The organism is Novosphingobium sediminis, from assembly GCF_007991615.1.
GTDB classification, from domain to species: domain Bacteria; phylum Pseudomonadota; class Alphaproteobacteria; order Sphingomonadales; family Sphingomonadaceae; genus Novosphingobium; species Novosphingobium sediminis.
In genome coordinates, this window is record NZ_BJYR01000013.1 from 66,093 (window position 1) to 92,122 (window position 26,030).

Sequence of the window (26,030 nt, forward strand, 5' to 3'; positions counted from 1 at the left end):
GGGTTGGTTTACAGGAGTACGAGATGCGCACGATTCCGCGGTCATGGCTGTTCGTTCCCGGTGACAGCGAAAAGAAGCTGCTGAAGACACCGGAAACGGGCGCCCATGCGCTGATCGTCGATCTTGAAGATGCGGTGGCGGCTTCGGCGAAGCCGGCAGCGCGGCGGATGACGCGCGACTGGCTGGAAGCGCACCGGCGCCAGATCACGATGCGCAAGCAGGCGCGGTGGGTACGGATCAACGCCGTGGACACCGGGCTGTGGCGCGACGATCTGGCGGCCGTCATGGCAGGGGCGCCGGAAGGCATCATGCTGCCCAAGGCAGAAGGGCCGGAGCAGATTCGGCAGGTCGCGGCGGAAATCTACGAACTCGAACAGCGCCACGGGATTCCGAACGGTCAAACCCGGTTGCTGCCTCTGGTGAGCGAGACGCCGCGTGCCGCGCTGACGATCACGGCTTACATGGATGCCTCGATGCCCAGGCTCGCGGGGCTTACCTGGGGTGCCGAGGATCTATCCGCCGAGTTGGGCGCTGCGCGCAAGCGCGATGCCGATGGGCAGTGGACCGATGCCTTCCGCTTCGTGCGCGGCCAGACCCTGCTGGTTGCGCATGCCCGCGGTGTTTGGGCGATCGATACGCTCTATGCCGATTTCCGTGATGTCGAAGGTACGAAGCGAGCCGCGGAAGCTGCTCGTGCGGACGGGTTCGCAGGGATGCTGGCGATTCATCCCTCGCAGGTTCCGCTGATCAACGCGGCCTTCACGCCGAGCGAGGACGAACTCGCTCACGCTCGGGCCATTGTCGATGCCTTTGCCGCCAATCCGGGAGTGGGGGCGCTGCAGTTGCAGGGGCGGATGTTGGATCAGCCGCACTTGCGTCAGGCCAAGGCGCTTCTCGGCCTCGAATAGACGCAGCGTTTGTTCAGGGGGTCGCGGGTTTGGGGCTGGCGGCTGCCTTGGGGGCAGCGGGCGCCGCGTCTGCTGGCCCGCCATCGGGCGTGGTTGGTATGTCGGCAGCCGCATCGGCAGCGTCAGCAGAGGCACCGGCATCGACCTTGGCGGCAGTGTGCGCTGCCGGAGCGAGCGGTGCCTGCGCTTGTGACCGGTCCGTATCTAGCATGGCGTCACTGACCGACCCCGGCAGGATCTCTCCGCTTGCGGTCGATCCCGCCTGCGGGCCTGATGACTTGCCGCAAGCGCCGAGAAACAGCAGAGGCGCAAGAGCAGCGATGACGGTTCGGGTGGGCAAGAGACGGATCATGGCAAGTCCTTGGCGGCGTCACCCGCCGTATCACGCGGTTCCAGATTGGCCAGGAAGGCCTCGCACCGCGCAAGCAATGCCCGATCCCACTCCTCCGGCGCAACTGAAATGCCGAGTGCTGCCAAGCTCGTAACGCCGAATTCCTCGATGCCGCAGGGTACGATGCCGCCAAAATGCGTGAGATCTGGCGCAAGATTCACGGAGAAACCGTGCATCGTGACCCAGCGGCGAATCCGAATACCAATCGCGCCGATCTTGGCTTCCCCGCCGTCCGGGCCGCGCGTCCAGATGCCGACACGGCCCGCAGCGCGCCAGGCTTCGACACCGAAGTCACTTAGCGTGTCGATCACCCAACCCTCGACGGCGTGGACGAAGCCGCGCACATCTCGCGCACGCTTGCCGAGATCGAGTACCAGATAGCCGACGCGTTGGCCCGGCCCGTGGTAGGTATATCGCCCGCCGCGCCCGGCCTCGACGACATCAAAACGAGGATCGAGCAACTCATCCGCTGCTGCGCTGGTTCCGGCGGTGTAAACCGGTGGATGCTCGAGCAGCCAGATCAGTTCGCGGGCCTTGCCTTCCTGCACGGCCAAATTGCGCGCCGTCATGGATTCAAGCGCCTCGCGATAGGGCACCAGATCCTGCGCTTGCCTGATCTCGATCTGCTCGGGAACTTCCATGGCGCGAACGCATGAACGCACCGCCGCGCGCTGGCAAGACCGGGCAAGGTCTGATTGCACCGCAGCAGGGGGTGCGCATCCTGTTTGGTCCTGCTAGGGCTGCGGCGGAAAGGGACATGACTGCCGTGACGACTTTGGACAGCAGTGCGGCCTGGGCCAGCGCAACACGCATGGTTGCCGCCAACCGTGACCTTCTCATGGCGATCGCGGGAGTATTCTATGTGCTCCCGGGCCTCGCCGGTGCGGTATTCGTGCCTTCACCAGCGATGACGACGGAGATGTCGGAAGCGCAGATGCTCGCCGTGATGCAGGACTATTACGCAAGCTCCCTGCCGGTCCTGCTGCTCCTTTCGCTGCTGCCGATGGCCGGCATGCTGACAATGCTCGTCGCAATGCTCGATACCGCCCGCCCGACTGTTGCACAGGCCATTCGGCATAGCGTTCGCGCCCTGCCGACTTACTTTGCGTCGCAGTTGCTCATCGCCCTGGCGATTGTCCCGCTTTCGATGGCTCTCGCAAGTGTGCTGGCCCTGATCCTGCCAGACAGGCTCGCGGTGTCTGTAGCCTTGGGTATGTTGCTCTATCCGATCATGCGCACGATGCTGGTTGGTCCGGTCGTGGCAGGGGAAGGGGTTCGCAATCCTGTCAATGCCATTCGCGAAAGTGTCCGGCTTACCCGGCGAAATGCCGGGCGGATCCTGCTCTTCATCGGAATGGCCGGGTTTGTATTTCTGGTCGTCTACGGCCTCGTGATGATGTTTGTCGGCGTCGTCCTCGTGCTGATGTTCAAGGGCGAGCCGCAGCGATTGCTCGGTGAAGGCGTTGCCGGTGTGCTCCTTGCTATCGGCTACACCTACTTTGTCGCCATGCTGGCGGCCGTCTACAAGCAACTTGCCGGCGAACAGGCTGGCACAAGTCTGCGGTGAGCGCAGTGGACGAGCCTAATGTCCAGCTGCCGCGGAGCCGCATGGCGCTGCTGTTCATGGTCATGCTGGTCACCGCGGCAGGCAATACCGCGATGCAATCGGTCATGCCGTCGATCGGCACGCACCTGCATATCGCCGATGTCTGGGTGAGCCTTGCCTACAGTTGGTCGGCCCTGCTGTGGATGCTGCTCGCGCCGTTCTGGGCACGCCGTTCTGACCGCCGCGGGCGCAAGGCGATGATGGCGCTCGGCCTTGTCGGCTTCGCTGTCTCCTTTGCGCTATGCGGCGCAGCACTCCATGCCGGATTGAACGGCACGATCAGCGGTCTGACCGCGATCCTCTGCTTCGCAGCCGCGCGCTCGCTTTATGGAGGTTTCGGTTCTGCAGCGCCGCCGGCTGTACAGGCCTATGTTGCCAGCCGGACCAGCCGTGCCGAACGTACGCAAGCGCTCTCGATGGTGTCGTCCAGCTTCGGACTGGGCACGGTGCTTGGCCCAGCGCTCGCGCCGCTGCTGATTCTGCCAGGCATTGGCTTGATCGGACCGTTCGCCGCCTTCACGCTGGCCGCTGTGGTGGTTCTGGTTCTGCTGCGGCTGAGACTGCCCGACGACGATCCGCGCTTTGCCGGTCGCGGCGAGATTCTGGGCGAGCCGACGAGTGCCTCGTCCAATCCCGGGATGGGGGAGGCAGGGCACTCAGCGGACGACCCCGTGCATAGCGTGCTGGAGCACGATCCGCATTCTGAGGACTCAAAGGTTGGTCGGCTGCGCTGGCGCGATCCACGGTTGCGCGCCTGGCTTGCTGCCGGAACGCTGGGCGGGCAGGCGCAGTCGATTCTGCTGGGCGTTGTCGGCTTCCTCTTGCTGGACCGGCTTGGTCTGCGCCACCAGCCGGATGCAGCGGCGGGTCCGATCGGCCTCGTCCTGATGTGCGGTGCCGTTGCGACGCTGTTGGCGCAGTGGGGTCTGATTCCGATGATGAAGCTCGGCCCTCGGACTTCGACGCTCTGGGGCATGAGCCTTGTAGCTGTTGGCACGCTCGGCATGGCGACGGGCCGTGACCTCCATGCCATCGCAACCAGCTTCGCTATCTGCTCGCTCGGCTTTGGCCTGTTCCGTCCGGGTTTCACCTCCGGTGCGAGCCTGGCCGTCACGCCGGCCGAACAGGGGCAATCGGCCGGGATCGTCGCCGCGGTCAACGGATCTGCCTACATCATCTCACCCGCGATTGGCGTCTGGCTCTACAACCATTCAAGCTGGCTGGCGTGGGGCGTGGTTGAACTGCTGGCGGCTAGCGTCATCCTGATCTGCGCCTTGGGGATGCGCAAGGATGCGCAGGCCTGACGCGGGTCAGGCTAGCTCCAGGCGGGTAACCACGCGGCCTGCAGCGGCATCGTGGAGACGCACCGACAGCATGAGCAGCAGGTTCAGCCCTACCGACAGGTAGATGAAGTACCACAACGGGCTTCCGGCGATCATCGCGAAACCCAACAGAATCGCTCGCGGATTGGGTCCGAGGTAGCGAAGCAGGACCAGCAGCGGGCGCTGTTCGCGCTGAACCTCTGCCCGGATTCGGGCAAGGAGCGCAGGGTCGTTTGCCATCGCGTGTGTGACGGCAGCGTCGATCCGCAAGGCATTTGGGCTCATGCCGGCTGCGAGCCGCAAGTATCCTGCCACGAACGCGCGCAAGATGAAGCCAATGCCGCCTTTATCACGGAACAGGGCGCTGTTGTCGCCGCTGGCATTGTGGAGCCACGGTGTGCCGTAGGTCCAATGCTGGTAGAACCGGCGCTGGACTTCAACATGGTTGGCCTGGACGATATGGCTGGCACCCGCTGCCAATGTCCAGAACCAAGCCCAGCCGGGGCCAAGCGCGCGCGTAAGGACAAGCGCAAGCAAGATGTAAAGCACGATATGGCTGGCGTAGTCGCAAATGCCGTCCACCAATTCGCCGAGCGGGCTCGTGCGCCCAATGATGCGGGCAAGATCCCCGTCCGCGCCATCGACCACGTGCCACGACATGTGGAGCAGCATGCCCAGCATCGCCCACATCGGTCCTGATGTGCTGAAGTAGACAATACCAGCGGCAACGACGAGCAGGCCGCCGAACACGGAGACCATGTTGGGGGTGATCGGCGTGGGGGACAGCAGCCGGGCCAGTTGCCAGGCAAGCGGGTGATAGAGGTAGTGGTTGAGGGCGTCCTGCAGCTCTCGCGCCCGCGCTGGCCGCTTCACGGTCGAGGTTCGGATCGTCGACGGGGATGTGCTCATGCTGTCAGTGCCGCCTTACTTGCGTGCGCCAAGATCGCCTTGCCCGACGGTGCCGCTCGCCATCGCCAGCATGGCGTCGAGGCTCTTCTTCGCGCCAAGCCGCAGGGTCTCCTCGATCTCGATGCGCGGCGTGAGATCGCGCAGCGCTAGGTAGAGCTTCTCGAGCGTGTTGAGCGCCATGTAGGGGCAGATGTTGCAGTTGCAGTTGCCGTCGGCCCCTGGTGCACCGATGAAGGTCTTTTCCGGGAGAGCGAGCTGCATCTGGTGAATGATGTGCGGCTCAGTCGCCACAATCAGGGTATCCCCCGGGAATGTCCGCGCAAACTGGAGGATGCCGCTGGTCGATCCGACATACTCGGCGTGATCGACGATGTGCGGCGGGCATTCCGGATGTGCGGCGACAGGCGCCCCGGGATGCTGCGCCATCAGCTTGAGCAGTTCCTTCTCAGAAAAGGCTTCATGCACGATGCACACACCCGGCCAAAGCAGCATCTCGCGCCCGAACTTGCGGTTGAGATAGCCGCCGAGGTGCCGATCGGGGCCGAAGATGATCTTCTGCTCCGGCGGAATCTGCGCGAGAATGGTTTCGGCGCTCGAAGACGTCACTATGATGTCGCTGAGCGCCTTCACCTCGGTCGAGCAGTTGATGTAGGTCAGCGCGATATGATCGGGGTGCGCTTCGCGGAAGGCGCGGAACTTTTCCGGCGGGCACGAATCCTCGAGGCTGCACCCGGCGTCCATGTCAGGCAGGACGACGATCTTTTCGGGGCTGAGGATCTTTGCCGTCTCGGCCATGAACTTAACGCCGCAAAAGGCGATGACTTCGGCATCGGTTGCAGCAGCCTTCCGGGACAGTTCGAGGGAGTCGCCAACGAAATCGGCGAGGTCCTGAATCTCGGGCTTCTGGTAGTAGTGCGCCAGGATTACCGCCTTGCGATCCTTGCGCAGCCGATCGATCTCGGCGCGCAGATCAAGGCCGGTGAGATTGGCGGGCTGGGCGGTCATGGCTCGAAATCCTCTGGTCAAGAAGGGACCGGTGCCCCTGCTCCTCAAGCCCGCACTTAGGCAGCGCCGAAGTTGCGGGCAATAGCCTCTGCGTACCCTGCCACCACGGGCATGCCCGCCAGCACCTGAATGACCCCGTGTACCGCAACCATCAGGCCCATGCCGATCAGCGTCGCGGGGTGGACTCGGCCAAGCACCTTGGCGTCATGGCGCGCCATGATTGCGAGGACGCCGACCTGGATCGCGGTAATCGTCCAGCCTCCAACAATCTGCCCCAGCAGGGGCATCGGAAGGAGCCTGCCCAGTGCCGGTTCCATGAGGAGGACTGTCGCTGCGATCATCAGGCGCCGATGCCACTGGGTTTGCTTGCGCATGGTGATGGCGGCCACGACCGTCAATGCAAAGACAGTGGCTTCGACATGCGTGAGCGCGAGGAAATAGGCGTCGGTGAAAAACGGCGGAACCCTGTGCATGGCGAGCGCCATGCGCCCCGCAAAGGTGCTGAGCAGCAAAATGGCGAGGACGAGGCCGAGACTGGCCCAGCCCAGCTTGCGGTGCAGTGCAAGATTGCCTTTTCCCGCGAGACTGTTCTGGGTGACGATCGTGCCCAGCCAGCCCAGCATCGCAATCCCATGCGCGTGGATCCAGATCGGGGTCCGGAGCGGATCGACAAAGCCGCGCAGCGCCCATTGCAGGAAGCCGAACACGATCAGTGCGGCCACCCCCTGCGCCAAGCGCGTGAAAAATCGTTGATCGGAAAGATACGAAGCGCTCGATTGCGCCGCCGCAAAGTCCATGCTGCCACTCCCTTGATCGGCCCGTGGCTTTTGCCATTCGGGGCGGAGCAAACCCGAAGCAGCAGGTTATGGCTTTGCAGGCTCTCCATCAATCGAAACCGACACGTTAACTTCGCCAAACCCGGCCACTCGCAACGGGATAGACAGATTCTGCCGAATGGCGTCCTTCGCCGCAGAGCGTGCCAGCCTCAGCAGCACCGGATTGGCTGCCTGCTCCACAGCAAGCCGTTCGGCCAGCTTGGTATTGTCCCGCGTCAGCTTGTCCTGCGCAGCCCGCGTGATCCACACGCCTTCGCGCAAGTATTGCGCGCGGGCTTCATCAAGGTTCGGTCGTGACACATCGAGTGCCGGCAGGCGCACGGACAGCGTCTTGCTTACCGCATCCCAGCGCATGCGGTCCCGGCCGACTTTGCCGAGTTCGATGGCGTATTCGACCCGCGCCGGGATTACCGCGACTTGCCGTGAAGTGACGAGGCCGAACAGGCGGCTGTCATCACTGGCGACGACAGGTGCAAGCTCTGCGCTGAACACGGTCAGGCGATCCTGTTTGTCGAAGGCGATCAGGCTGGTGGCAAGCGGATCGCCGATCTGTTCCGGCTTCCACATCTCCCATGCGAGGAGGGCGGCCACGGCAGACGCGCACAGAAACAGCAACCATGGCAGAACCGCCAAACGTCCGCGCACCGGGCTCCTGCTCGGTGGCGGCCCTGGGTTCAGGCGATCAAGGTCCATAGCGTCTCCGCCGCCTCCGGCGCACGTGCAATGCGGCCCTGTGTCTCGAGATCGATAAGATGCGCCAACACCGATCGCCCCGCTGCTCCATTAAGGCGCGGATCGAGGCCTTTGTACATCTGGGCGACCATATCCGGGATCGTCGAAGGTGCCCCGCCGAGAAGGCGCAGGATTTGCGCCTCGCGCTGACGGCGATGGCCGATCATCCCGCGCACCAACTGCTGCGGCTTGGTTACGGCGGGGCCGTGCGCTGGGTAGTAGACCGTATCCTCGCGGCCCTGCAGCTTCTGCAGCGAGAGCATGTAGGCGCTCATATCGCCATCGGGCGGTGAAACGACAGTTGTCGACCAACCCATGACATGGTCCCCGGTGAACAGCGCGCTGGTTTCTTGCAGGGCAAAGCACAGGTGGTTGCTGGTGTGGCCGGGTGTCGACACGGCCTCCAGCGTCCAGCCCTCGCCCGAAATCTGCTCGCCATCGCTCAGAACCCGGTCGGGCTTGTACAGCGGATCGAACTCGGCGTCCGCTCTCACGCCAACGCCGGCACCGCTGTCGTCTATCACAAGCGCGGCGCAGCCAATGATCGGAGCGCCGGTTGCGGCTTGCAGCGGAAGGGCCGCGGGGCTGTGATCGCGGTGCGTATGCGTGCACATGATGGCGACCAGTCGCTGGCCGTCGATTGCCTTGAGAATGGCGTCGACATGGCCTTCGCCGTTCGTGTCGGCATGGCCGGCCACTCCGGTGCCGGTCGGGCCCGGATCGATGACCGCAACATCGCGGCCACTGCCAACCAGATAGGTTTGGGTGCCGTTGAAGGTGTAGGGGGAAGGGTTCGGGGCCAGAACCCGGCGCACTTGCGGCTCCAGCACAACCGCAAGGCCCGTGTTCCATTCGGAACGATCGGGGATCGAGATGCCCGGCGCAGGGTTCGTAGTTGCCATGAGCCGGATATGGGGATTTTCGGGCAGCGGCGCAACGCTGCGTCGCTTGACCGGGATGCTGGACTTCAGATTGCCGCTGCCAGTCTGTGACGAAGCCTCTCGATCGCGCTACCTGAGGTCTCCGCGTCTCCCCGCCATGCGCGCTCCAGCCGCTGGATGCGGGCATAAAGCCGTTCGCTATCCTGCACGCAGCGCTGGGCATCGGCGGGAAGGGCGAGAACTTGCACGGGATCGCTCAGCGGAAAATTGGCAATCAGACGGCCATGGCGGCGAAGTTGCAACTCGCTGAGTTCGCCCGCGAAGTAGGCGCGGTGATTGAGGAGCCAGGCGAGGCAATGCATGATCCGCGTCGTTGACCGCAGTGCTTCGCAGCTCACCTGAACATGGACAAGATCCGCATCGGGATCATCATTTGCCCCCACCAAAGTGCGCCTGTCATGGCCCTGGCGCAAGCGGTCGAACACTGCGCGGACTTCCTCCGAGAGGACGAGCGCCTCTGCGTACAGCGCCTCGATGATGCGCGGATTGAGGTTGGGCATGAGGGCCATGTTCAGCGCTTAAACCTATCCTGAGGCCCCACTCAACATTTTGGCGGCGGCGGATTCACCATGTTTTGAAACTGTGCCGGAACGATACGCCGGAAGACTTTGCGACCGGACCGTTCATCTTGAGTCAAGAATCTGTAATCAAGCAATAATGTCCGGAATCAGATAGTCTTCAAGCAAGGCGATCTGGTCCTTCAGCCGCAACTTCCGCTTCTTGAGGCGCGCAACTTGCAATTGATCATGCGCACCGGTGCCGGAAAGGGCATCGATTGCCGCGTCGAGATCGCGATGCTCGGTCCGCAGCATTTCAAGCCGCTTGCGCATTTCGTCTTCGGTCAACCGCACCACTCCCAGATCCTGCCCAACCGTCGCACGGGCGCGAGGCAGCCCGCTTCATATTTGCGGGCCTCCACGCATTAACGCTTCGGTGCAACCGGAATACGCAAGAACGCGCTTCTTGGACATCCCGACGCAGATAGACTTGCAAGATACGGCGATTGTGGGAGCATGACAACGCGCCCGCTCGAACGAGTCGAGGCCGACACGTCCATGCCGGCGCAAAACTTCGGCCCAAATGCTTCGGTGGCGATCCTGCCGCCGCAGCGGGCCGAGACTGGTGTCCTTGAGGAGGTTGCCGCATGGAAATGTCGCATATCAGCGCTCTTGAATCCAAACATGCTGGTCTTGAACGGCGCATCGCCGAAGAGCGGCTGCGCCCGTCGCCCAACGACGCGCTGATCAAGGAACTGAAGCGCAGAAAGCTGCGAATCAAGGAAGAGCTTGCGCACGTGCAGCAGGTTCACTGACGTATCACTTTCTTGAAATGCGGTTGGCTGGCCGGATCCCCGGCTGGCCTTCCGCTTCTCCGGGTGTCTGGGTCAATCTGCGCTTCCATGAACTGCCTGCAGCGGCGTGATATCTCCGCATACGGATACGAATTCATAAATGCCCTAGGCACCGCAGTTTGCAAACTGCCCGCTCTGCGCTAGGCCTTCCATCATGATCACCGCCGCCGCCGCCGCCCGCGCGATCTTGACGTCGCTTCACGAGGTCATGGCATCCCGCGCCGGTGCACAGGCCAAGCTCAACCAGATCGTTGACGTGATTGGTGACAAGCTGAACAGCGAGGTCTGCTCGATCTACCTGCTGCGCGAAGGCATGTTGGAGCTCTTCGCCACCCGCGGCCTGAATCAGGCGGCCGTCCACGTTACGCGCATGGCTGTCGGTGAAGGCCTCGTCGGAACGATCGCGGCGAATATCGAGACGCTCAACCTGGCCGAAGCTGCGGCGCATCCGGACTTCGCCTTCTTCCCCGAAACCGGTGAAGAACGCTTCCACTCCTTTGCCGGCGTGCCGATCGTACGGCGTGCGCGGGCCGTTGGCGTGCTCGGTGTCCAGCATGTCGAGCCACGGCGCTACGAGGAAGTTGAGATCGAGGCGCTCCAGACCGTGGCCATGGTGCTCTCGGAACTGATCGCCAACGCCGATCTCATCGATGAGGAAGACGTTCTCGGCGCCGATGCGCACCTGACCGGGCATGAGCGGATTCAGGGGCTCACGCTGGTCAAGGGGCTCGCCAGCGGCGTTGCCGTGTTCCACCAGCCTCGGGTCACGATCGAGCACGTCGTCGCGGAAGATACCGAGGCAGAACGCCAGCGTGTCTATCTCGCCTTCGACAAGATGCGCGAGCAGATCGATCGGATGGCCAGCCAGGCCGAGTTCGGCATGGGCGGGGAGCATGAGGAGGTTCTCGAGACCTACCGCATGTTTGCCTATGACGAAGGGTGGAGCCGGCGAATCAACGAGGCGATCGATTCGGGCCTGACCGCCGAAGCTGCGATTGAGCGAGTCCAGCAACGGACCCGGATGCGCATGCGGCAGATCGACGATCCGCTTCTGGCTGATCGCATGCACGATCTGGAGGATCTCTCGAACCGGCTCCTGCGCATAGTGTCCGGCCAGCTTGGTACGGCGGCCAGCCTTGGGCTCAAGGGTGATGCGATCCTGATCGCGCGCAATCTCGGTCCGGCCGAACTGCTGGAATACGACAGGCGGCGGCTCAAGGGTGTCATTCTGGAGGAGGGGTCGCTCACTGCCCATGTCGTCATCGTGGCTCGTGCCATGGGCGTCCCGGTGGTCGGGCACATTCGCGGTCTTCGCGCCAAGGTGCGCGAGGGAGACCAATTGCTGCTCGACGGTGATCAAGGTGTTGTCGACGTCCGTCCGGCGCCGACCTTGGTCGAGGCCTTCGAAGCGCGGTTTGCGCGCAATCGTGAACGGCAGGCGCTCTATGCGGCAATGCGCGATGTCGAACCGGTTTCGGCGGACGGTCAGCGTGTCCGGGTGATGATCAACGCCGGCTTGCGCGATGACATGCCGATGCTCAACCTGACTGGCGCAGACGGGATCGGCCTGTTCCGCACCGAGTTCCAGTTCCTTGTTTCGGCAACGCTCCCCGCGCGTGAACGCCAGACCCGGCTATACCGCGATGTGCTCGATGCCGCAGGTGATCGACCGGTCGTGTTCCGCACCGTCGATATCGGCGGCGACAAGGTGCTCCCCTATCTGCGCCACAATGATGGCGAGACCGAGGAGAATCCCGCGATGGGTTGGCGCGCGCTGCGCGTGGCGCTGGAACGGGACGGATTGCTCAAGGTGCAGGCACGGGCGCTGCTTGAAGCCGCTGGCGGACGCACGCTCAATGTGATGTTCCCGATGGTTACCGAGCCGTGGGAGTTTGATGCGGCACGTGCTGTGTTCGAAAGTCAGCTCGCATTTCTGAAGCAGCAGAAGAAGCTTCTGCCCGATGCGATCCGCTATGGCGCGATGCTTGAGGTGCCGGCGCTGGCCGAATACCTTGACGTTCTGGCGCCGCGTCTGTCGTTCCTGTCGATCGGGACGAATGACTTGACCCAGTTCCTTTTCGCCGCAGATCGGGCCAACCCCAAGCTGGCCGAGCGCTATGATTGGCTTTCGCCTGCGATCCTGCGGTTCCTGCGCCGCGTTGTGCTTGCCGTCGCGCCCTTCGGCACCGACGTGACCGTTTGCGGCGAGATGGGCGGTCGCCGACTCGAGGCGCTGGCCTTGCTCGGTATCGGCATCACCCGCCTGTCGATTACTCCTGCGGCTGTGGGTCCGATCAAGGAACTGGTCCGCAAGGTCGAACTTCCCGCCATTCAGGCAGCCATGGCAGGCTGGCTTGCAAATCCGCCGGCCGATCTGCGCGCCGAAATCGCCGCCTGGGCGACAGCGCATGGTATTGACTACGATTGAGCTCGTCGCATCGTAACGTCACATCATACCGCTACAGATTCAAAATCATTGACTTTTCTGGTCGGGACATGCTGCCTCAGAGCCGGTCGCAACCAATCAGAGAATGCCCGGAAAAACGATGAACGACGGGAGCTACGCCGTGGCCGATGACGGCGAACGCAACATTGCATCTGTTGACCTTCCGCCTGATCCGGTTCCCGGCGGAACGAGGGCGAATTCGCCGTCCAGTGACGACGGGCCGAAGAGCGTGTCAGCACGCCTTTCCGCGGCCCGCGAATCGCTTGGCCTGAGCACTGCCGAGATCGCCCGACGCACCAGGGTTACGCTCCGGCACATCGAGGCACTCGAAGCGGGCGACTACAGCGTGATGCCCGGACGTCCCTATGCTATCGGATTTGCAAAGGCTTACGCCCGTACGGTCGGGCTCGATGATGCCGTGATCGCCGACGCGGTTCGCGCGGAGTTGCAAGGGAGCGCCCCGCGCACGGAGCCGCGTGTCCTCAATCAGTTCGAAGTTGGTGATCCGGCAAAGACGCCCTCCCGGCTTGTCGGCTGGCTCGCTTTGCTGCTTGTCGGCGCCATCCTCGCCATGGGCGGAATTTTCTGGCGCAGCTACTATGCGCCGGCTGTCTCGCTGCCTTCGCTTGTCAAGACGCCCGAGCCGGCTCCGGTTGCCGCAGCCCCGCAAACGACTCCCGCAGTCAAACCTGTCGGCTCCCAGCCGACGGCCAGCGCACCGGTGGTTTTCACAGCCATCGAGGAAGGCATCTGGGTCAAGTTCTACGACGGACAAGGCAAGCAGCTCATGCAGAAGCAGTTGGCCAAGGGCGAGAGCTATACGGTGCCGACGGACGCCGTTGAGCCCAAGCTATGGACAGGGAGGCCCGACGCTCTCTCGATCACGATCGCAGGCCAGCCGGTTCCTCGCCTCGCCGAGGCGGAGAAGATCATGAAGGATGTGCCGGTCGATGGCGCCAGCCTTCGTGCTCGCCTGGCTGTCCCGGTTGCGGGACTTGCGCCCGGCGCATCGTCTGCCGTTCATTAGGCCGGGTCTAACAGCGGCGATCTGTGAGAAACCCCGAGTTCGGCAATGCAAATCTTGTCCAGATGCTTGCGCGCCCCCCTCAAGGCAGCGCATGGAAGCGGCAGCGATCCGACGGGAGTGACAATGAAGATCATGTTTGGCTTTGGCCGTACTCGTTCGGCGATGGCCCTCACCCTGGCCGTCATTTCGGCAACCTGCATGCCCGCTGGGCTCATCCCTGCTGCCCATGCTCAGGCAGCGCCGGAGAGCACGGACGTCCGGTTGCGGCGCCTCGAGGCGGAACTGCGGGCAGTTCAGCGCAAGGTGTTCCCCGACGGCGCCGGCAAGACGTTCGGGCCCGAGATCACCCCGCCAGCGACCAGCGCTGCTGCCCCGGCTCCCACACCTACCGCGGTGACTGACCTTCTCACGCGCATGGACGCCGTAGAGGCCCAGTTGCAGCGACTGACGGCAGCGAGCGAAGAGAACCAGAACCACATTGCCAAGCTCGAAGCGCGCCTTGGGGCACTTGAAACAGCCAGCCCTGCAGTGGCGAGCGCTGCGGCACCTGCTGTCACGTCCGATTCTGCTGCCCCAGCCGCTGTTGCTACTGTTTCGGCGGCTCCCACTGAGCAGGCTGGGTCGACCAAGCCGGCATCCAAACCAGCCGCCGCCAAGCCTGAACCGGCGAAAGTTGAGGCATCGCCTGATCGCGTCAAGGCGGTCATGGCCATCGAGAAGCCGTCCAGCGACGACAAGGGTGAAGACGAATACACGTATGGCTACCGCCTGTGGGAGGCCAAGTTCTTCCCCGAGGCTCAGCAGCAATTGCTACGTGTCGTTCAGCAATATCCGCGCCATGCCCGGATCAGCTATGCCCGCAACCTGCTTGGCCGGGCGTATCTCGATGATGGCAAACCGGGTACGGCGGCGCAGTATTTCCTCCAGAACTATCAGGCCGATCGCAAGGGCGACCGTGCGGCAGATAGCCTGCTCTATCTTGGCGTCGCGATGAGCCGGCTCAAGGAAGAGAAGCGTGCCTGCGTGGCCTTTGCAGAGTTCCGGCAGACCTATCCCTCCGAACTGACCGGGCGTCTGAAGTCACAGTACGAGGCGGCAACCAAGCCGGTGGTCTGCAATTGATAAGGTGCTTGAAGCCCGTTTCGCGGCTGACTGGCTAGCAGTCTGGCCGGACGACGCCCCAGTCGGTCTCGCGGTTTCGGGTGGACCAGACAGTCTTGCGCTGCTGCTGCTGGCTCGTGCGGCGCTGCCTGCTCCCTTTCTTGTGGCGACGGTAGACCACGGGCTCCGGCCAGCGAGTGCGGAAGAAGCGCGCTACGTCGCCAAGCTTTGCGATAAGCTCAGCCTTCGCCACGACATCTTGAATATTGCGTTGCCGCCGGGCCCTGCCGTGCAAGAGCGCGCACGGGATGCGCGCTATAAGGCGCTTGGTGCGTGGGCTGGTAGCAACGGCCTGAATGCAGTCGTCACGGCACATCATGCCGACGATCAGGCAGAAACGCTCCTCATGCGGCTTTCGCGCGGCGCCGGGCTTCGGGGACTTGCCGCCATGCGAGCGCGATCAGTGCTGCCGGGTGTCCCGGATTGCCAGCTCCTGAGACCACTGCTTGGCTGGCGCCGTAGCGAGTTGTCCAGTTACGTGGACGCCGCAGGAATTGAAGCGATACACGATCCGTCCAACGCCGATCTTCGCTTCGAGCGGGCCAGGGTGCGCGCGCAGTTGGCACGGCTGAGCGATCTCGACCCGATGGCTTTGGCCGCAAGTGCGCGCCACCTTGGCGAAGCCGATGCGGCCGTCGAATGGATTGTCGAGAACAGTCTCGCTGCGGTGAGGACAGATGGCGGCACTGCATACTGGAATGCCGTCAATGTCCCCCGGGTTGTTGCGCTGCGCGTGCTGGAGCGGCTCATCGGAAGAATGGCGGGTGCGCAGCCTCGCGGGAATGCCCTTGCGCGCTGGTACGACCGGCTGGCCGCCGGCGAGATCGCGACGCTGGCTGGCGTGCGCGGCGATGGCCGCAAAGCGGAATGGCGCTTCACCGTCGCTCCAAAGCCCCGACGCAAGCCGGATGGCACGCTTGGACGTCCCTAGGGGCAAGAAATTCGCGCCCAAGCTTATATTGCCATTCCCCAAGGTCGTCCTACATTGGAGAGACTGAATTATTCCGGATCGAAAGCCGCGCCATGAATGACGACCAGCCGCAGGGTAACCCCTGGATCAAGAGCCTCCTGATCTGGGGCGGCATCTTTCTCGCGCTGCTCCTTGTCGTTTCCATGTTCAACACGCGCACCGATCCTGCGGGAGCGGTGATCCCCTATTCCGATTTCCGTGCCAGCGTCGCGCAGGACAACGTCCGCGAAGTCCAGGTCGGGCCAGATCGGATCACGGGCACCCTCAAGAACGACCAGCAATTCACCACTGTTCCGGTTCCCGGCGACGTGGAACTGACCAAGCTCCTCCAGGAGCATGGCGTTCGCTATGCGGGCAAGGCGCAGGAAGAGCCCAACCTCCTGCTCTACATCCTCGCGCAGTCGCTGCCGTTCCTGCTGATCCTTGGCGTTGCCTTCTTCGCGCTGCGCCAAGTCCAGAAAGGTGGCGGCTCCGGTGCGATGGGCTTCGGCAAGTCGAAGGCAAAGCTGCTGACCGAGCGCTCGGGCAAGGTTACTTTCGACGACGTGGCCGGCATCGACGAGGCACGCGAGGAGCTTCAGGAGATCGTGGAGTTCCTTCGTGATCCCAGCCGTTTCTCCAAGCTCGGTGGTCAGATCCCCAAGGGCGCGCTGCTCGTCGGCTCACCCGGCACGGGCAAAACCTTGCTGGCACGCGCCATCGCGGGTGAGGCAGGCGTGCCGTTCTTCACGATTTCCGGCTCGGACTTCGTCGAGATGTTCGTCGGCGTAGGCGCCAGCCGCGTCCGCGACATGTTCGATCAGGCGAAGAAGAACGCGCCTTGCATCGTCTTCATCGACGAAATCGACGCGGTTGGCCGTCATCGCGGCCACGGCCTCGGCAATTCGAACGACGAGCGCGAGCAGACGCTGAACCAGCTGCTGGTCGAGATGGATGGTTTCGAGGCCAACGAAGGCATCATCATCATTGCTGCCACGAACCGGCCGGACGTGCTCGATCCTGCGCTGCTTCGTCCTGGCCGTTTTGACCGTCAGGTCGTCGTTCCCATCCCCGATATCGATGGCCGCGAGAAGATCCTGAGCGTGCACATGAAGAAGGTGCCGCTGGCTCCCGATGTGCTTCCGCGCGTAATCGCTCGTGGTACTCCGGGCTTCTCGGGTGCGGACCTGGCGAACCTCGTCAACGAGGCCGCGCTCCTTGCTGCCCGCCGCAACAAGCGACTGGTTGCAATGCAGGAGTTCGAGGACGCCAAGGACAAGGTCATGATGGGCGCGGAACGTCGCTCGATGGTCATGACCGATGATGAAAAGAAGATGACTGCCTACCACGAGGCAGGCCACGCGATCGTTTCGATCAACGAAGACGCTTCGGACCCGATCCACAAGGCCACGATCATCCCCCGCGGCCGGGCACTTGGCATGGTCATGCGCCTGCCTGAGCGGGACAGCTATTCCTATCACCGCGACAAGATGCACGCCAATCTCTCCGTGAGCATGGGCGGCCGTGTCGCCGAAGAACTGATCTTCGGCTACGACAAGGTCTCGTCCGGTGCGTCGTCCGACATCCAGTACGCAACGAGCCTTGCCCGCAACATGGTCACGAAGTGGGGCATGTCCGATAAGCTGGGGCCGCTTCAATATGAAGAAGCACAGGAAGGCTATCTCGGCATGGGCGGTTCGCAGCGCACCATGATGTCGGATGAAACGAACAAGCTCATCGACAGCGAAATCCGGATGCTGGTCGATGGAGCGCATGCCCGCGCGACGGATATCCTCAAGTCGAACGAGGACAAGCTTCACCTGCTCGCCCAGGCGCTGCTGGAGTACGAGACGCTGAGCGGCGAGGAAATTCGTGCGCTTATGGACAACGGCAAGCTTGATCGCCCGGAAGCTCCGAGCGGCCCAGCCCGGACCGTGAGCTCGGCTGGCGCGACTGTGCCGCGTGCCGGTAGGCGCTTCTCTGGCTCCGGGGATCCGCATCCCGCTGGGGCATGAACAGAAAACCTTACTTGCAATGAGCATTGCCAGTGAGGCCATCGTCATCCGTGCTTAGTTGCCCGGATGTCATGAAGCTCGAGTCCGCTGATGTTCCCGCACCGGGTGCGGGAGAACTTCTCGTTCGCCAGCACGCGGCATCGGTCAACGTTCACGATATCTATGTTCGCTCGGCGTCCTACAGCAGCCTCGACCTGCCAGTTTTCTCGGGGCTCGAGGCAGTGTAGGGAACCTTGCTTGCTGCGTCGGAAAGGCTCTTCGCCGCGATAGCGACGGATGCGTTGCTGGTTACCCTGGGCGGCCGCTTCGACCGCGCTGTAGCAGCCAAGGTGCTTGTCGCACTGGAAGCACGTACTGCAGGGACATTCGTTCTCGATTGCTGAAAACCTGCGCGGGTTCAGCCCGCGCCAGCTTCAGCTGCGATCGCGAGCAGATAGATTACGAGCGCCATCGAGGCGAAGATCACCAACGCAGACGTGCGAGCCAGCGCGCCGAACCGGGATGAGCCGTAGGTTCCGCGCAGTTGCTTGTACATGTGGATGGGCGGGACAAGCGTCAGCAGACCGGCAACAAGGCCGGCATTGAGGGCCCCAGCGATCATTCCGGCGGCGAACAGCAATGTCATGAAGCTCAGTGAGTACGTGACGAAAACTGTGTGGTCGTAGAGGTGGAAGCGGCGGCTGAACGGAAACAGCAACCACAGGAAGGGCACAGAGATCGGCACCAGCGCCCAACTGTATTTGTAGGCGTGGCTCTGCATCTTGTAGAGCATGAGCTTCGGGTTGCTCTTGGTTTCGTCGATCACTTCGTCGAGGATCGAAAAGCCGGTCGAGGAGAGCTTCTCGCCGCTCATCCGGCGCATTGCAGCATGCGCGCGCTCCTGCTGCTCGATTTCGGCGTCGAGATCGTCAGTGTCGCCGCCCTTGGCTTCGATCTTGGCGCGCTTTTCTTGCGCTGCGGCGAGTGACTTCTCGACCTCCGCCGTTCCCTTCGACAAGCCAACGTTGATGGCTACCTTGCCATCCTTGTCCAGATTAAGATCGCCTGCCGTTTGCTGGATCACCGCAAACATCACGAAGACGCTGAACAGGAACAGGGCAAGAGGTGAAACGTAGCGCGCCCGCCGCCCGTCGATGTACTCTCGCGTGAGCTTGCCAGGCCGGAAGATCAGCATCGGCAACGTGTGCCAGACCTTCCCTTCGAAGTGGAACACGCCGTGGAGCAGATCGTGGAAGAAGGCGCCCAGAGTACGATGGACATGGGCCGCCTGTCCGCAACTGTGGCAGTGGCTGCCGATCAAAGGGGTGCCGCAGTTCAGGCACGCGCTCTCGTGCGTATGCCCGTTGTCGCCCTCGCCCGCATTCGGCTCGAAGGCACGTGCAGTCAGGCCTGCGCCGATGGCATCACCCAATGCTTGCGCCTCGCTCATGCCTTTGCCGCCCCACTTCGTTCAAATCAGATTGCCGGGCTACGTTAGCCAAATCCCAGCCCGGTGACCATGCCTGCGGGCTAAAGCAACCCGGAATGGACCGGAAATCCCGAAGGCTGCGATCCGTGGGCCAATGGCGCAGGTTTACGCCGAATTAACCTTGCAGGTGCAGGGCTTCTTCATTGTCTGCGGTGTGCGGCACCTGGCCTGCGAGTGGGCTCAGGATGGCGAAAAGGGAAGCAACCCGAGTGTTGGGTCCACGCGAGGAAATGGGGCTTGCCGGCAGCGTGACATTCGGTCGCGCGCGCTTTGGCGTGGCACCTGCTCGCCGTGCACCCATCCTGCCACCACCAGAACCACCGCCACCGCCCACGCCGACATTCCGCGACAGCAATCGCCCCCTTGCCAAGCGTTGGACGGCATTGTGCCAGAGCGTCGAACGCTGGGCGGAGCGGAATCCGCTTGCGCCGGACTTGGCCGAAGATGTCGGCAGCGCACGATGGTTTCGTGGCCTTGGTCTGTTTGTTGCCTTTGTCCTGCTAGCCCTGATGTTCTGGCCGCGCTTCGCACCGCTTGAGGCATCGCCACTGCTGCCGCTCGACGAAGCTTCCCAGATCGAGTTTCGGGCACAGTCGCTGCGGCCCTTCGCTCTGGGTTCGACGCAGGGTAGGCATTTCGCCGCAACCGATGCGGTTACGCGGCTGGCCGCTGCTCCCGAGCGACCTGAAATTCAACTCGCTGCAACGATCGGTGAAAACGACAGCGTACCGCGCATGCTGCAACGCGCTGGCGTGGGTTCCGGGGATGCAGGACAAGTTGCCGCCATGGTGGCCAGCGCTGTTCCTCTTGCAGACATTGCACCTGGTACCCGCTTTTCGATTAGGCTCGGTGCCCGGAGCAATGCGTCCGATCCGCGGCCGCTCATGGCAATCGACTTCCGGCCGCGCTTCGATCTCTCGCTTTCGATCACCCGGACGGGTGGAGGCCTGACGCTGGCTCGGAAGGCGATTGCTGTCGATATCACGCCGCTCAGGGTTCAGGGGTTGGTTGGTTCAAGCCTCTATCGCTCGGCCCGCGCCGCAGGGGCGCCGCCCAGCGCGGTTCAGGATTATCTGCGTGCCATCGATCAGGCGCTCCCGTTCGAGGAGATTGAGCCGACCGACAAGTTCGATCTCGTTGTCTCCTACAAGCATACGGCGGATGGTGAGGGCGAAGCTGGCAATCTGCTCTACGCCGGCGTTGTCCGGTCCGGTCAGCCGCGCGCACAATTGCTGCGCTGGGGGGCGGATGGCAGCTTTTCCTCTCTGGCCGATCTTGTTGGTGGCGGACAAACGGACAGCGGGTTGTTCGGTACACCTGTCAACGGCCACGTAACATCAGGCTACGGCATGCGGCGCCATCCCATTCTTGGCTATGTCCGGATGCACGCGGGTGTCGATTTCGCAGCGTCCTGGGGCTCGCCGATCTATGCGGTGACGGACGGGCGCGTGGCCTATGCAGGGTGGCACGGCGGGCATGGCAACTATGTCCGGCTGGACCACGGCGCAGGTATTGCCACGGGTTATGGCCACATGAGCCGGATCGCTGTCGCGCCCGGCATGGCTGTCCGGCGCGGGCAGATCATCGGGTATGTCGGCTCGACCGGGCTCTCGACAGGTGCCCATTTGCACTACGAGGTCTATCGCGGGGGGCAGACCGTCGATCCCTTCTCGGTGCGCATGGTGCAGCAGCGCCAGGCTGTCGATCCGAAACAGATCGCTGCCTTCAAGGCACGATTGCAGGAACTCCTCTCGGTCAAGCCCGGCGCGATCGTGGGGGCGCCGCGCTGAACAGCACGCGCGGACTGGTTGCCCAAAGGTGCAGCAACGCCTAGAACAAGCGGATGTCCGCTGGTTATCCCAACATTCGCCTACGCCGCACCCGCGCTACCGCGTGGAGCCGCGCCCTGCACCGTGAAGTGCTTGTCACTCCGGCCGATCTGATCTGGCCGCTGTTCGTGACAGAAGGTCACGGAGTCGAAGACCCGATCGGTTCCTTGCCGGGCGTGTCCCGCTGGTCGGTCGATCTTGTGGCGCAGCGCGCGCGCGAAGCGGCGGCGGCGGGGATACCCTGCGTGGCGTTGTTCCCGAATACCCAGCCCGAACGCCGCAGTGAGGACGGCGCAGAAGCCTTGAACCCGGACAACCTGATGTGCCGCGCGATCAAGGCCATCAAGGACGCTTGCGGTGAATCGCTTGGCGTCCTCACCGACGTGGCGCTGGATCCCTACACGAGCCACGGGCAGGACGGCCTGATCGATGGCGAGGGCTATGTCCTGAATGATGCGACAGTGGATGTGCTCGTCGGCCAGAGCCTCAATCAGGCAGCCGCTGGTGCGGATATCATTGCGCCGTCTGACATGATGGATGGCCGGATCGGCGCGATCCGGGAAGCTTTGGAAGACGGCGGCCACATCAACGTCCAGATCATGGCCTATGCCGCGAAGTACGCCTCTGCGTTTTACGGACCCTTCCGTGACGCAGTCGGATCGCGCGGTCTGCTCAAGGGCAACAAGAAAACCTACCAGATGGACCCTGGCAATGCAGAGGAAGCACTGCGTGAGGTCGAGCTCGATATCGCCGAGGGCGCCGACAGCGTGATGGTCAAGCCCGGCCTGCCTTACCTCGATATCGCTCTCCGCGTGAAAGAGGCCTTCCAGGTGCCGGTGTTCGCCTATCAGGTGAGCGGCGAGTACGCGATGATCGAAGCGGCGGCAGCGGTCGGCGCGGGTGACCGCGACGCTCTGGTTCTGGAAACCTTGCTGGCGTTCAAGCGCGCTGGTTGTTCGGGCGTTCTGACGTACCATGCATTGCATGCCGCGCGCCTGATGGGCGGCTAAGGCATCAATGATCGAGACCGAGCGGCTGATCCTTCGCCCATGGCGCGACGCTGACCGTGATCCGTTCTGGGCCATGGCCTGCGATTCGCGGGTTATGGAATATCTCCCGCCACTGACCCGGGCCGAAAGCGATGGTGCGGTCGACCGCATGATCGCCACCGAGCGCGAGCATGGGCACGTGTTCTGGGCGCTAGAGCGCAAGGTCGAGGGTGATTTCATCGGCTTTTGCGGGATCCTGCCGCCTCGTCCGCCTATTTTCGAGTACGAGATCGGCTGGCGGCTGGCCCATCACGCCTGGGGTTTTGGTCTGGCCCGCGAAGCGGCTGAGGCTTCGCTGGCGTGGGCCTGGGCGAACCTGGAGGTGCCAGCGATCATGGCGATCACCAACCTTGCCAACACGCGCAGTTGGGGCTTGATGGAGCGCCTCGGGATGACCCGCTATCCCGGCGAAGACTTCGATCATCCAGATCTTGCTGAGGGTGATCCGCTTCGCCCGCATATCCTCTACCGCATCCATCGGCCCCAGCCGCAGGCCGCCTGAAGGGAGCTCCATGCATCAGGACGTCACCATCGCCGCTATCAATGGTAAGGCACCACGCATCCATCCGAGCGCTTTCATCGCGCCCGGTTGCCGGATCATCGGCGATGTCGAGATCGGACCAGAGGCTTCGGTCTGGTACAATTGCGTGATCCGCGGTGACGTGAACCGGATTGTCATCGGTGCGCGGAGCAACGTTCAGGACGGAACCGTTATCCACTGCGACAGCCCGGATCCGCGCGACCCGCAAGGCTTTCCCACCTTGATCGGGGAGGACGTTCTCGTCGGGCACATGGTCATGCTGCATGGCTGCACGCTGGAAGATCGTGCGTTTGTCGGGCTGGGCGCCGTGGTGATGAACGGCGCGGTGATCGAAGGTGATGGCATGCTGGCCGCAGGTGCCATGCTCACGCCGGGCAAGCGCATCGTGTCGCGCCAGCTGTGGGGAGGGCGCCCTGCTGCCTACATGCGTGATCTGACCGATGCGGCCCTGCACGAGATGCAACTGGGCGTCGCGCACTACGTTGGCAATGCAAGGGCACATAGCGCCGCGTTGGCAGATCATGGCACGACCAAAGCCTGATTTTCCGGCCGCAGAGAAACTTCTGGCACTCGCCGACGCAGATGGACGGCTCTGCGTTCGGGTTACACCCGGTGCCCGTTCTCAAGGCGTGGAAATCGAGTCTGGCCGCGTTCTCGTCAAAGTGAGGACGAAGCCGGAAGACGGCAAGGCTACGGCGGCTGTCGTTGATTTGCTCGGTCAGGCCCTTGGTATCCCGGCGTCCCGGATTGCCTTGTTGCGCGGCGCAACTTCACGCGAAAAAATGTTCAGGATTCTGCCGGAAGCCTGATTGCAACCATTGCCACCGTTGCCGCCCACCCAGCTGCGATCCACAGGCAACCGAAGGGCAATCGGTTTTGCAGGAACGCACCGAACACCGCGCCTGACAGCAGGCCGGCCCACAGCAGACCCCATTGGATCCAGCCCGGCTCTGCTTTGCCGGCAAGCCAAAGTGCCAGACTTTGTCCAAGCCGCACCAGCGCGCCGGTCATGTAGGTCAGTCCCACTGTAACTTCACCTCCGCGCTGAAAGGTGTTGTTGATCGCCCCCATGGCCAGAACGAGCAGGGCCAGCATCGCGGTCTCGTAGCCAAGCGCGCGGGCGGTTGCGCCCAGCAGCAGGAGCACGGCTACCAGCCACAAGATCACCGGCTTGCGGCGCGCACCGGCCTTAAGGGCCACGAGCGCGCCTAGCGTTACACCGCAGAGGAACGTGACGATGAGTGATGCCGGAAGCAGCGCGGCGTTGGCCGAAGTGCCCAGCGCCACCCCCAACCGTGTCGAGTTGCCGGACATGAATGATACGAAATAGCCGTTGGCAGAGAGGAAGCCGACAGCGTCGACAAACCCGGCAAGCCCGGAGAGCGCAATCGCCAGTTTTCGTCGACCCGGATCATAGCGCAGCATGATAGGACATTAGCGGTTTGCCGGCTGCTGGCAAATCAGGCCTTCGCCATGCCCCGCGCCATGCGGTCGAGCACATCTGCCAGAGCTTCTGCGATTGCCGCATCTTCGGGTGCAACATCGGCAATGGCCCGACGCATTGCGTCTGCCCACTGTCCTGCGATGGCCTTGTCGATACGAAAGGGGGCGTGCATGCTGACCATGCATTTGCCGGGATTGGCATCCCACCATGTACGCGGTCCGCCGCTCCAGCCGCCCAGGAACAGCGGCAACGATTCGCGCATGGGTGCCAGATCGGACGCGTGCATGGCTCTCAGCTCCGCAAATGCCGGTTCGGTCTCCATGAGGTCGTAGAAGCGGTCCGTGATACGGCGGAGGACTGCATGACCACCGATCCGGTCATAGGGGCTGGCAGCGGGTGTTTCGGTCGTCGTGGCCAAGAATGCTCACTCCAAAGCGACAGTGCGGCAGACCTTCACTTGCCAGCCCTCACCGCCAGCTGCCTTGACCGAGATCAAGTGACCATCGCGCGCAGGGTTTCGAGCCGATCCGCTTCGTGCGCCGGCTTGTCCTGCCGGATCCGATGGATGCGCGGAAAACGCATCGCGACGCCCGATTTGTGCCGCTTGCTGAGGTGGACGGAATCGAACGCAACTTCGAACACGAGGCTGCGGTCTGTCTCGCGGACCGGGCCGTACTTCGCCACCGTATGCTGGCGGACATGCCGATCAAGGAACCGGAGTTCCTCATCGGTGAACCCGAAGTAGGCCTTGCCGACTGGCAGCAGTTCCGCACCGGCATCGGGATCCCCGTTCCAGCAGCCGAAGGTGAAATCGGAATAGAACGACGAACGCTTGCCCGATCCGCGCTGCGCATACATCAGCACGCAATCAATCAGCAGCGGCTCACGCTTCCATTTGTACCAGAGCCCGGTCCTTCGCCCCGCAACATAGGGCGACTGGCGATGTTTGAGCATGACACCCTCGATTGCCGCATCGCGTGCGCCGGCGCGGATTTCGGCAAGGGCATCCATATCCTTCGCGTCAATCGTCCGGGACAAGTCGAAGCGTGCCGGGTCGAGATGCGGCAAGAGTTCTTCCAACCGGGTACGCCGCTGGGACCAGGGCAGCTCGCGCAGGTCTTCTCCGTTCAGGATGAGCAGATCGTAGAGTCGCACGAATGCTGGCGCCTCTGCCAGCAGGGTTTTGGAAACCGCTTTGCGGCCGAGCCGCTGCTGGAGGGCATTGAAGCTTGCAGCGCCGCCAGCCTCGCCGCCTTGCGCCGAGCCGCGGATCAGCAGTTCGCCATCGAGAACGGCCGGTAAGTGCAGCGCGCCCGCAATCTCCGGGAAGCTGGCCGAGATATCGTCGCCACCGCGCGAATAGACCCTTGTCTGCCCGCCTACGTGGACCAACTGGACCCTGATGCCATCCCATTTCCATTCGGCCACATAGTCCGCCAGATCGATCGTCTCCTTCTCCAACGGATGGGCGAGCATGAACGGCCGGAACAATGGAAGGAGATCGGTTCGTGGTGGCGGCGCTGATCCGGCGGCCCATGCAAACAGGTCCGAGTATGGAGGCTGCTGGCCATGCCAGTATTCTTCGACTTCATCGACGGGGACGGCAAAGGCTTGCGCGAAGGCGACCTTGGCGAGGCGGGCAGAGATTCCGATCCGCAGAGCGCCGGTGGCAAACTTGATCAGCGCATAGCGGCCCTGCGCATCAAGACGGTCCAGCAGACCAGCAAGAACAATCGGTGCGCTGCCCCGTGTGGACTGTGACAGAATGTCCACCACTTCACCAAGCGTAGGGGGCGGGTCCTTTTGTGGCTGTTCCGGTTCGGGCCAAAGCAGGCTCGCTGTTTCTGCGGTATCGCCAACGAAATCGCGTGAGAGGGTCCACAAGACCGGATCGACTCGGCTCGCCATCAGTGTGCGGACGGTTCCGGCCTTGATCGCGGGAAAATCCACTGCGCTCGTCAGGGCTGCGAGTGCCCAGCCTCGATCAGGATCAGGGGATTCGCGCAAGTAGCGCGCGATCAACTCAAGCTTGCCGTTGCGCGAGGGGGTGAGCAGCAAGGCATCGAGGAGTGCGGCGAAGCGCTCCATCAGGACACCCCC

The 26,030-nt window shown here is 63.1% G+C and carries 28 protein-coding genes; 15 read left to right on the forward strand and 13 right to left on the reverse strand.

Features of this window, described 5'->3' with window-relative positions; genetic code table 11:
* Positions 1-23 precede the first annotated feature (23 nt).
* Complete coding sequence (locus tag NSE01_RS10110; protein ID WP_147159474.1) at positions 24-908, forward strand: HpcH/HpaI aldolase/citrate lyase family protein; 885 nt, start codon at positions 24-26, stop codon at positions 906-908.
* 13 nt (positions 909-921) lie between these two features.
* Here the strand turns inward: NSE01_RS10110 and NSE01_RS10115 are convergent, their stop codons facing one another.
* Entirely contained in the window at positions 922-1,260 is a 339-nt protein-coding gene (locus tag NSE01_RS10115; RefSeq protein ID WP_147159475.1) for a hypothetical protein, read from the reverse strand.
* The gene (gene lipB, locus NSE01_RS10120) at positions 1,257-1,940 is read right to left on the reverse strand and encodes a lipoyl(octanoyl) transferase LipB (protein ID WP_147159476.1); all 684 of its coding nucleotides are present in this window, start codon (positions 1,938-1,940) and stop codon (positions 1,257-1,259) included. The genes NSE01_RS10115 and lipB overlap by 4 nt, the downstream gene beginning before the upstream one ends.
* A gap of 11 nt (positions 1,941-1,951) precedes the next feature.
* Between lipB and NSE01_RS10125 the strand changes: the two genes are divergently transcribed.
* The gene (locus NSE01_RS10125; RefSeq protein WP_147159477.1) at positions 1,952-2,866 is read left to right on the forward strand and encodes a hypothetical protein; all 915 of its coding nucleotides are present in this window, start codon (positions 1,952-1,954) and stop codon (positions 2,864-2,866) included.
* A gap of 41 nt (positions 2,867-2,907) precedes the next feature.
* Positions 2,908-4,209, forward strand: a complete 1,302-nt coding sequence (locus NSE01_RS10130; protein WP_147159642.1) for an MFS transporter — start codon at positions 2,908-2,910, stop codon at positions 4,207-4,209.
* A gap of 6 nt (positions 4,210-4,215) precedes the next feature.
* On the opposite strand, the gene NSE01_RS10135 is transcribed toward NSE01_RS10130, so the two are convergent.
* The 7 genes from NSE01_RS10135 to NSE01_RS10165 all read right to left on the reverse strand — a co-directional run bounded on the left by NSE01_RS10135 (position 4,216) and on the right by NSE01_RS10165 (position 9,495).
* Complete coding sequence (locus NSE01_RS10135) at positions 4,216-5,136, reverse strand: CDP-alcohol phosphatidyltransferase family protein (RefSeq protein ID WP_147159478.1); 921 nt, start codon at positions 5,134-5,136, stop codon at positions 4,216-4,218.
* Between the two features lie 15 nt (positions 5,137-5,151).
* Positions 5,152-6,141 (reverse strand): quinolinate synthase NadA, encoded by a 990-nt coding sequence (gene nadA / locus NSE01_RS10140; RefSeq protein ID WP_147159479.1) that lies wholly within the window; start codon positions 6,139-6,141, stop codon positions 5,152-5,154.
* 56 nt (positions 6,142-6,197) lie between these two features.
* A complete protein-coding gene (locus NSE01_RS10145; RefSeq protein WP_147159480.1) occupies positions 6,198-6,938 on the reverse strand; it encodes an adenylate cyclase in 741 nt (246 codons plus the stop codon).
* 66 nt (positions 6,939-7,004) lie between these two features.
* Positions 7,005-7,568 carry a DUF4230 domain-containing protein gene (locus tag NSE01_RS10150; protein ID WP_246135141.1) on the reverse strand — a complete coding sequence of 188 codons (564 nt, stop codon included), beginning with the start codon at positions 7,566-7,568 and terminating at the stop codon, positions 7,005-7,007.
* Positions 7,569-7,651: 83 nt separating this feature from the next.
* Complete coding sequence (locus NSE01_RS10155; protein ID WP_174812024.1) at positions 7,652-8,611, reverse strand: MBL fold metallo-hydrolase; 960 nt, start codon at positions 8,609-8,611, stop codon at positions 7,652-7,654.
* A gap of 65 nt (positions 8,612-8,676) precedes the next feature.
* Complete coding sequence (locus NSE01_RS10160) at positions 8,677-9,159, reverse strand: DUF1465 family protein (protein ID WP_174812025.1); 483 nt, start codon at positions 9,157-9,159, stop codon at positions 8,677-8,679.
* A 138-nt stretch (positions 9,160-9,297) separates the two neighbouring features.
* Positions 9,298-9,495, reverse strand: a complete 198-nt coding sequence (locus NSE01_RS10165; RefSeq protein WP_147159482.1) for a YdcH family protein — start codon at positions 9,493-9,495, stop codon at positions 9,298-9,300.
* 299 nt (positions 9,496-9,794) lie between these two features.
* Between NSE01_RS10165 and NSE01_RS10170 the strand changes: the two genes are divergently transcribed.
* The 7 genes from NSE01_RS10170 to NSE01_RS21290 all read left to right on the forward strand — a co-directional run bounded on the left by NSE01_RS10170 (position 9,795) and on the right by NSE01_RS21290 (position 17,826).
* Positions 9,795-9,962, forward strand: a complete 168-nt coding sequence (locus NSE01_RS10170) for a YdcH family protein (RefSeq protein ID WP_147159483.1) — start codon at positions 9,795-9,797, stop codon at positions 9,960-9,962.
* A 193-nt stretch (positions 9,963-10,155) separates the two neighbouring features.
* On the forward strand, positions 10,156-12,429 hold the full coding sequence (gene ptsP / locus NSE01_RS10175) for a phosphoenolpyruvate--protein phosphotransferase (RefSeq protein WP_147159484.1): 2,274 nt from the start codon (positions 10,156-10,158) through the stop codon (positions 12,427-12,429).
* A gap of 118 nt (positions 12,430-12,547) precedes the next feature.
* Positions 12,548-13,474: a helix-turn-helix domain-containing protein gene (locus tag NSE01_RS10180; protein ID WP_170233810.1), complete on the forward strand. Its 927-nt coding sequence runs from the start codon at positions 12,548-12,550 to the stop codon at positions 13,472-13,474.
* A 123-nt stretch (positions 13,475-13,597) separates the two neighbouring features.
* Positions 13,598-14,596, forward strand: coding sequence for a tetratricopeptide repeat protein (locus NSE01_RS10185; RefSeq protein WP_246135142.1), 999 nt, complete (start codon positions 13,598-13,600; stop codon positions 14,594-14,596).
* A gap of 4 nt (positions 14,597-14,600) precedes the next feature.
* Positions 14,601-15,566 carry a tRNA lysidine(34) synthetase TilS gene (gene tilS, locus NSE01_RS10190; protein WP_246135143.1) on the forward strand — a complete coding sequence of 322 codons (966 nt, stop codon included), beginning with the start codon at positions 14,601-14,603 and terminating at the stop codon, positions 15,564-15,566.
* Between the two features lie 92 nt (positions 15,567-15,658).
* Complete coding sequence (gene ftsH / locus NSE01_RS10195) at positions 15,659-17,599, forward strand: ATP-dependent zinc metalloprotease FtsH (RefSeq protein WP_147159487.1); 1,941 nt, start codon at positions 15,659-15,661, stop codon at positions 17,597-17,599.
* Positions 17,600-17,670: 71 nt separating this feature from the next.
* On the forward strand, positions 17,671-17,826 hold the full coding sequence (locus tag NSE01_RS21290) for a hypothetical protein (RefSeq protein WP_170233811.1): 156 nt from the start codon (positions 17,671-17,673) through the stop codon (positions 17,824-17,826).
* 170 nt (positions 17,827-17,996) lie between these two features.
* On the opposite strand, the gene NSE01_RS10200 is transcribed toward NSE01_RS21290, so the two are convergent.
* On the reverse strand, positions 17,997-19,028 hold the full coding sequence (locus NSE01_RS10200) for a DUF3667 domain-containing protein (RefSeq protein ID WP_147159488.1): 1,032 nt from the start codon (positions 19,026-19,028) through the stop codon (positions 17,997-17,999).
* Positions 19,029-19,276: 248 nt separating this feature from the next.
* Between NSE01_RS10200 and NSE01_RS10205 the strand changes: the two genes are divergently transcribed.
* The 5 genes from NSE01_RS10205 to NSE01_RS10225 are packed head-to-tail and all read left to right on the forward strand — an operon-like array spanning position 19,277 to position 23,295.
* Positions 19,277-20,857 (forward strand): M23 family metallopeptidase, encoded by a 1,581-nt coding sequence (locus NSE01_RS10205; protein WP_246135144.1) that lies wholly within the window; start codon positions 19,277-19,279, stop codon positions 20,855-20,857.
* A 53-nt stretch (positions 20,858-20,910) separates the two neighbouring features.
* Entirely contained in the window at positions 20,911-21,906 is a 996-nt protein-coding gene (gene hemB, locus NSE01_RS10210) for a porphobilinogen synthase (RefSeq protein WP_147159489.1), read from the forward strand.
* A gap of 7 nt (positions 21,907-21,913) precedes the next feature.
* Positions 21,914-22,447 (forward strand): GNAT family N-acetyltransferase, encoded by a 534-nt coding sequence (locus NSE01_RS10215; RefSeq protein WP_147159490.1) that lies wholly within the window; start codon positions 21,914-21,916, stop codon positions 22,445-22,447.
* A gap of 10 nt (positions 22,448-22,457) precedes the next feature.
* On the forward strand, positions 22,458-23,027 hold the full coding sequence (locus NSE01_RS10220; protein WP_147159491.1) for a gamma carbonic anhydrase family protein: 570 nt from the start codon (positions 22,458-22,460) through the stop codon (positions 23,025-23,027).
* A complete protein-coding gene (locus NSE01_RS10225) occupies positions 23,008-23,295 on the forward strand; it encodes a DUF167 domain-containing protein (RefSeq protein ID WP_147159492.1) in 288 nt (95 codons plus the stop codon). Before NSE01_RS10220 ends, NSE01_RS10225 begins: the two co-directional genes overlap by 20 nt.
* Here the strand turns inward: NSE01_RS10225 and NSE01_RS10230 are convergent.
* The 3 genes from NSE01_RS10230 to NSE01_RS10240 form a co-directional block, all read right to left on the reverse strand.
* Positions 23,273-23,911, reverse strand: coding sequence for a YoaK family protein (locus NSE01_RS10230; protein ID WP_147159493.1), 639 nt, complete (start codon positions 23,909-23,911; stop codon positions 23,273-23,275). The two genes, NSE01_RS10225 and NSE01_RS10230, sit on opposite strands and share 23 nt — an antisense overlap.
* A 35-nt stretch (positions 23,912-23,946) precedes the next feature.
* Complete coding sequence (locus NSE01_RS10235) at positions 23,947-24,348, reverse strand: group II truncated hemoglobin (protein ID WP_147159494.1); 402 nt, start codon at positions 24,346-24,348, stop codon at positions 23,947-23,949.
* A 74-nt stretch (positions 24,349-24,422) separates the two neighbouring features.
* On the reverse strand, positions 24,423-26,018 hold the full coding sequence (locus NSE01_RS10240) for a cisplatin damage response ATP-dependent DNA ligase (RefSeq protein ID WP_147159495.1): 1,596 nt from the start codon (positions 26,016-26,018) through the stop codon (positions 24,423-24,425).
* Positions 26,019-26,030: the final 12 nt, after the last annotated feature.

Excerpts from the sequence above, each read along its gene's own strand:
- NSE01_RS10110 (WP_147159474.1), top strand. The coding sequence starts at position 24 with ATGCGCACGATTCCGCGGTCATGGCTGTTCGTTCCCGGTGACAGCGAA.
- NSE01_RS10115 (WP_147159475.1), bottom strand. The coding sequence starts at position 1,260 with ATGATCCGTCTCTTGCCCACCCGAACCGTCATCGCTGCTCTTGCGCCT.
- lipB (WP_147159476.1), bottom strand. The coding sequence starts at position 1,940 with ATGGAAGTTCCCGAGCAGATCGAGATCAGGCAAGCGCAGGATCTGGTG.
- NSE01_RS10125 (WP_147159477.1), top strand. The coding sequence starts at position 1,952 with ATGAACGCACCGCCGCGCGCTGGCAAGACCGGGCAAGGTCTGATTGCA.
- NSE01_RS10130 (WP_147159642.1), top strand. The coding sequence starts at position 2,908 with ATGGCGCTGCTGTTCATGGTCATGCTGGTCACCGCGGCAGGCAATACC.
- NSE01_RS10135 (WP_147159478.1), bottom strand. The coding sequence starts at position 5,136 with ATGAGCACATCCCCGTCGACGATCCGAACCTCGACCGTGAAGCGGCCA.
- nadA (WP_147159479.1), bottom strand. The coding sequence starts at position 6,141 with ATGACCGCCCAGCCCGCCAATCTCACCGGCCTTGATCTGCGCGCCGAG.
- NSE01_RS10145 (WP_147159480.1), bottom strand. The coding sequence starts at position 6,938 with ATGGACTTTGCGGCGGCGCAATCGAGCGCTTCGTATCTTTCCGATCAA.
- NSE01_RS10155 (WP_174812024.1), bottom strand. The coding sequence starts at position 8,611 with ATGGCAACTACGAACCCTGCGCCGGGCATCTCGATCCCCGATCGTTCC.
- NSE01_RS10160 (WP_174812025.1), bottom strand. The coding sequence starts at position 9,159 with ATGGCCCTCATGCCCAACCTCAATCCGCGCATCATCGAGGCGCTGTAC.
- NSE01_RS10170 (WP_147159483.1), top strand. The coding sequence starts at position 9,795 with ATGGAAATGTCGCATATCAGCGCTCTTGAATCCAAACATGCTGGTCTT.
- ptsP (WP_147159484.1), top strand. The coding sequence starts at position 10,156 with ATGATCACCGCCGCCGCCGCCGCCCGCGCGATCTTGACGTCGCTTCAC.
- NSE01_RS10180 (WP_170233810.1), top strand. The coding sequence starts at position 12,548 with ATGAACGACGGGAGCTACGCCGTGGCCGATGACGGCGAACGCAACATT.
- NSE01_RS10185 (WP_246135142.1), top strand. The coding sequence starts at position 13,598 with ATGAAGATCATGTTTGGCTTTGGCCGTACTCGTTCGGCGATGGCCCTC.
- ftsH (WP_147159487.1), top strand. The coding sequence starts at position 15,659 with ATGAATGACGACCAGCCGCAGGGTAACCCCTGGATCAAGAGCCTCCTG.
- NSE01_RS21290 (WP_170233811.1), top strand. The coding sequence starts at position 17,671 with ATGAAGCTCGAGTCCGCTGATGTTCCCGCACCGGGTGCGGGAGAACTT.
- NSE01_RS10200 (WP_147159488.1), bottom strand. The coding sequence starts at position 19,028 with ATGAGCGAGGCGCAAGCATTGGGTGATGCCATCGGCGCAGGCCTGACT.
- hemB (WP_147159489.1), top strand. The coding sequence starts at position 20,911 with ATGTCCGCTGGTTATCCCAACATTCGCCTACGCCGCACCCGCGCTACC.
- NSE01_RS10215 (WP_147159490.1), top strand. The coding sequence starts at position 21,914 with ATGATCGAGACCGAGCGGCTGATCCTTCGCCCATGGCGCGACGCTGAC.
- NSE01_RS10220 (WP_147159491.1), top strand. The coding sequence starts at position 22,458 with ATGCATCAGGACGTCACCATCGCCGCTATCAATGGTAAGGCACCACGC.
- NSE01_RS10225 (WP_147159492.1), top strand. The coding sequence starts at position 23,008 with ATGGCACGACCAAAGCCTGATTTTCCGGCCGCAGAGAAACTTCTGGCA.
- NSE01_RS10230 (WP_147159493.1), bottom strand. The coding sequence starts at position 23,911 with ATGCTGCGCTATGATCCGGGTCGACGAAAACTGGCGATTGCGCTCTCC.
- NSE01_RS10240 (WP_147159495.1), bottom strand. The coding sequence starts at position 26,018 with ATGGAGCGCTTCGCCGCACTCCTCGATGCCTTGCTGCTCACCCCCTCG.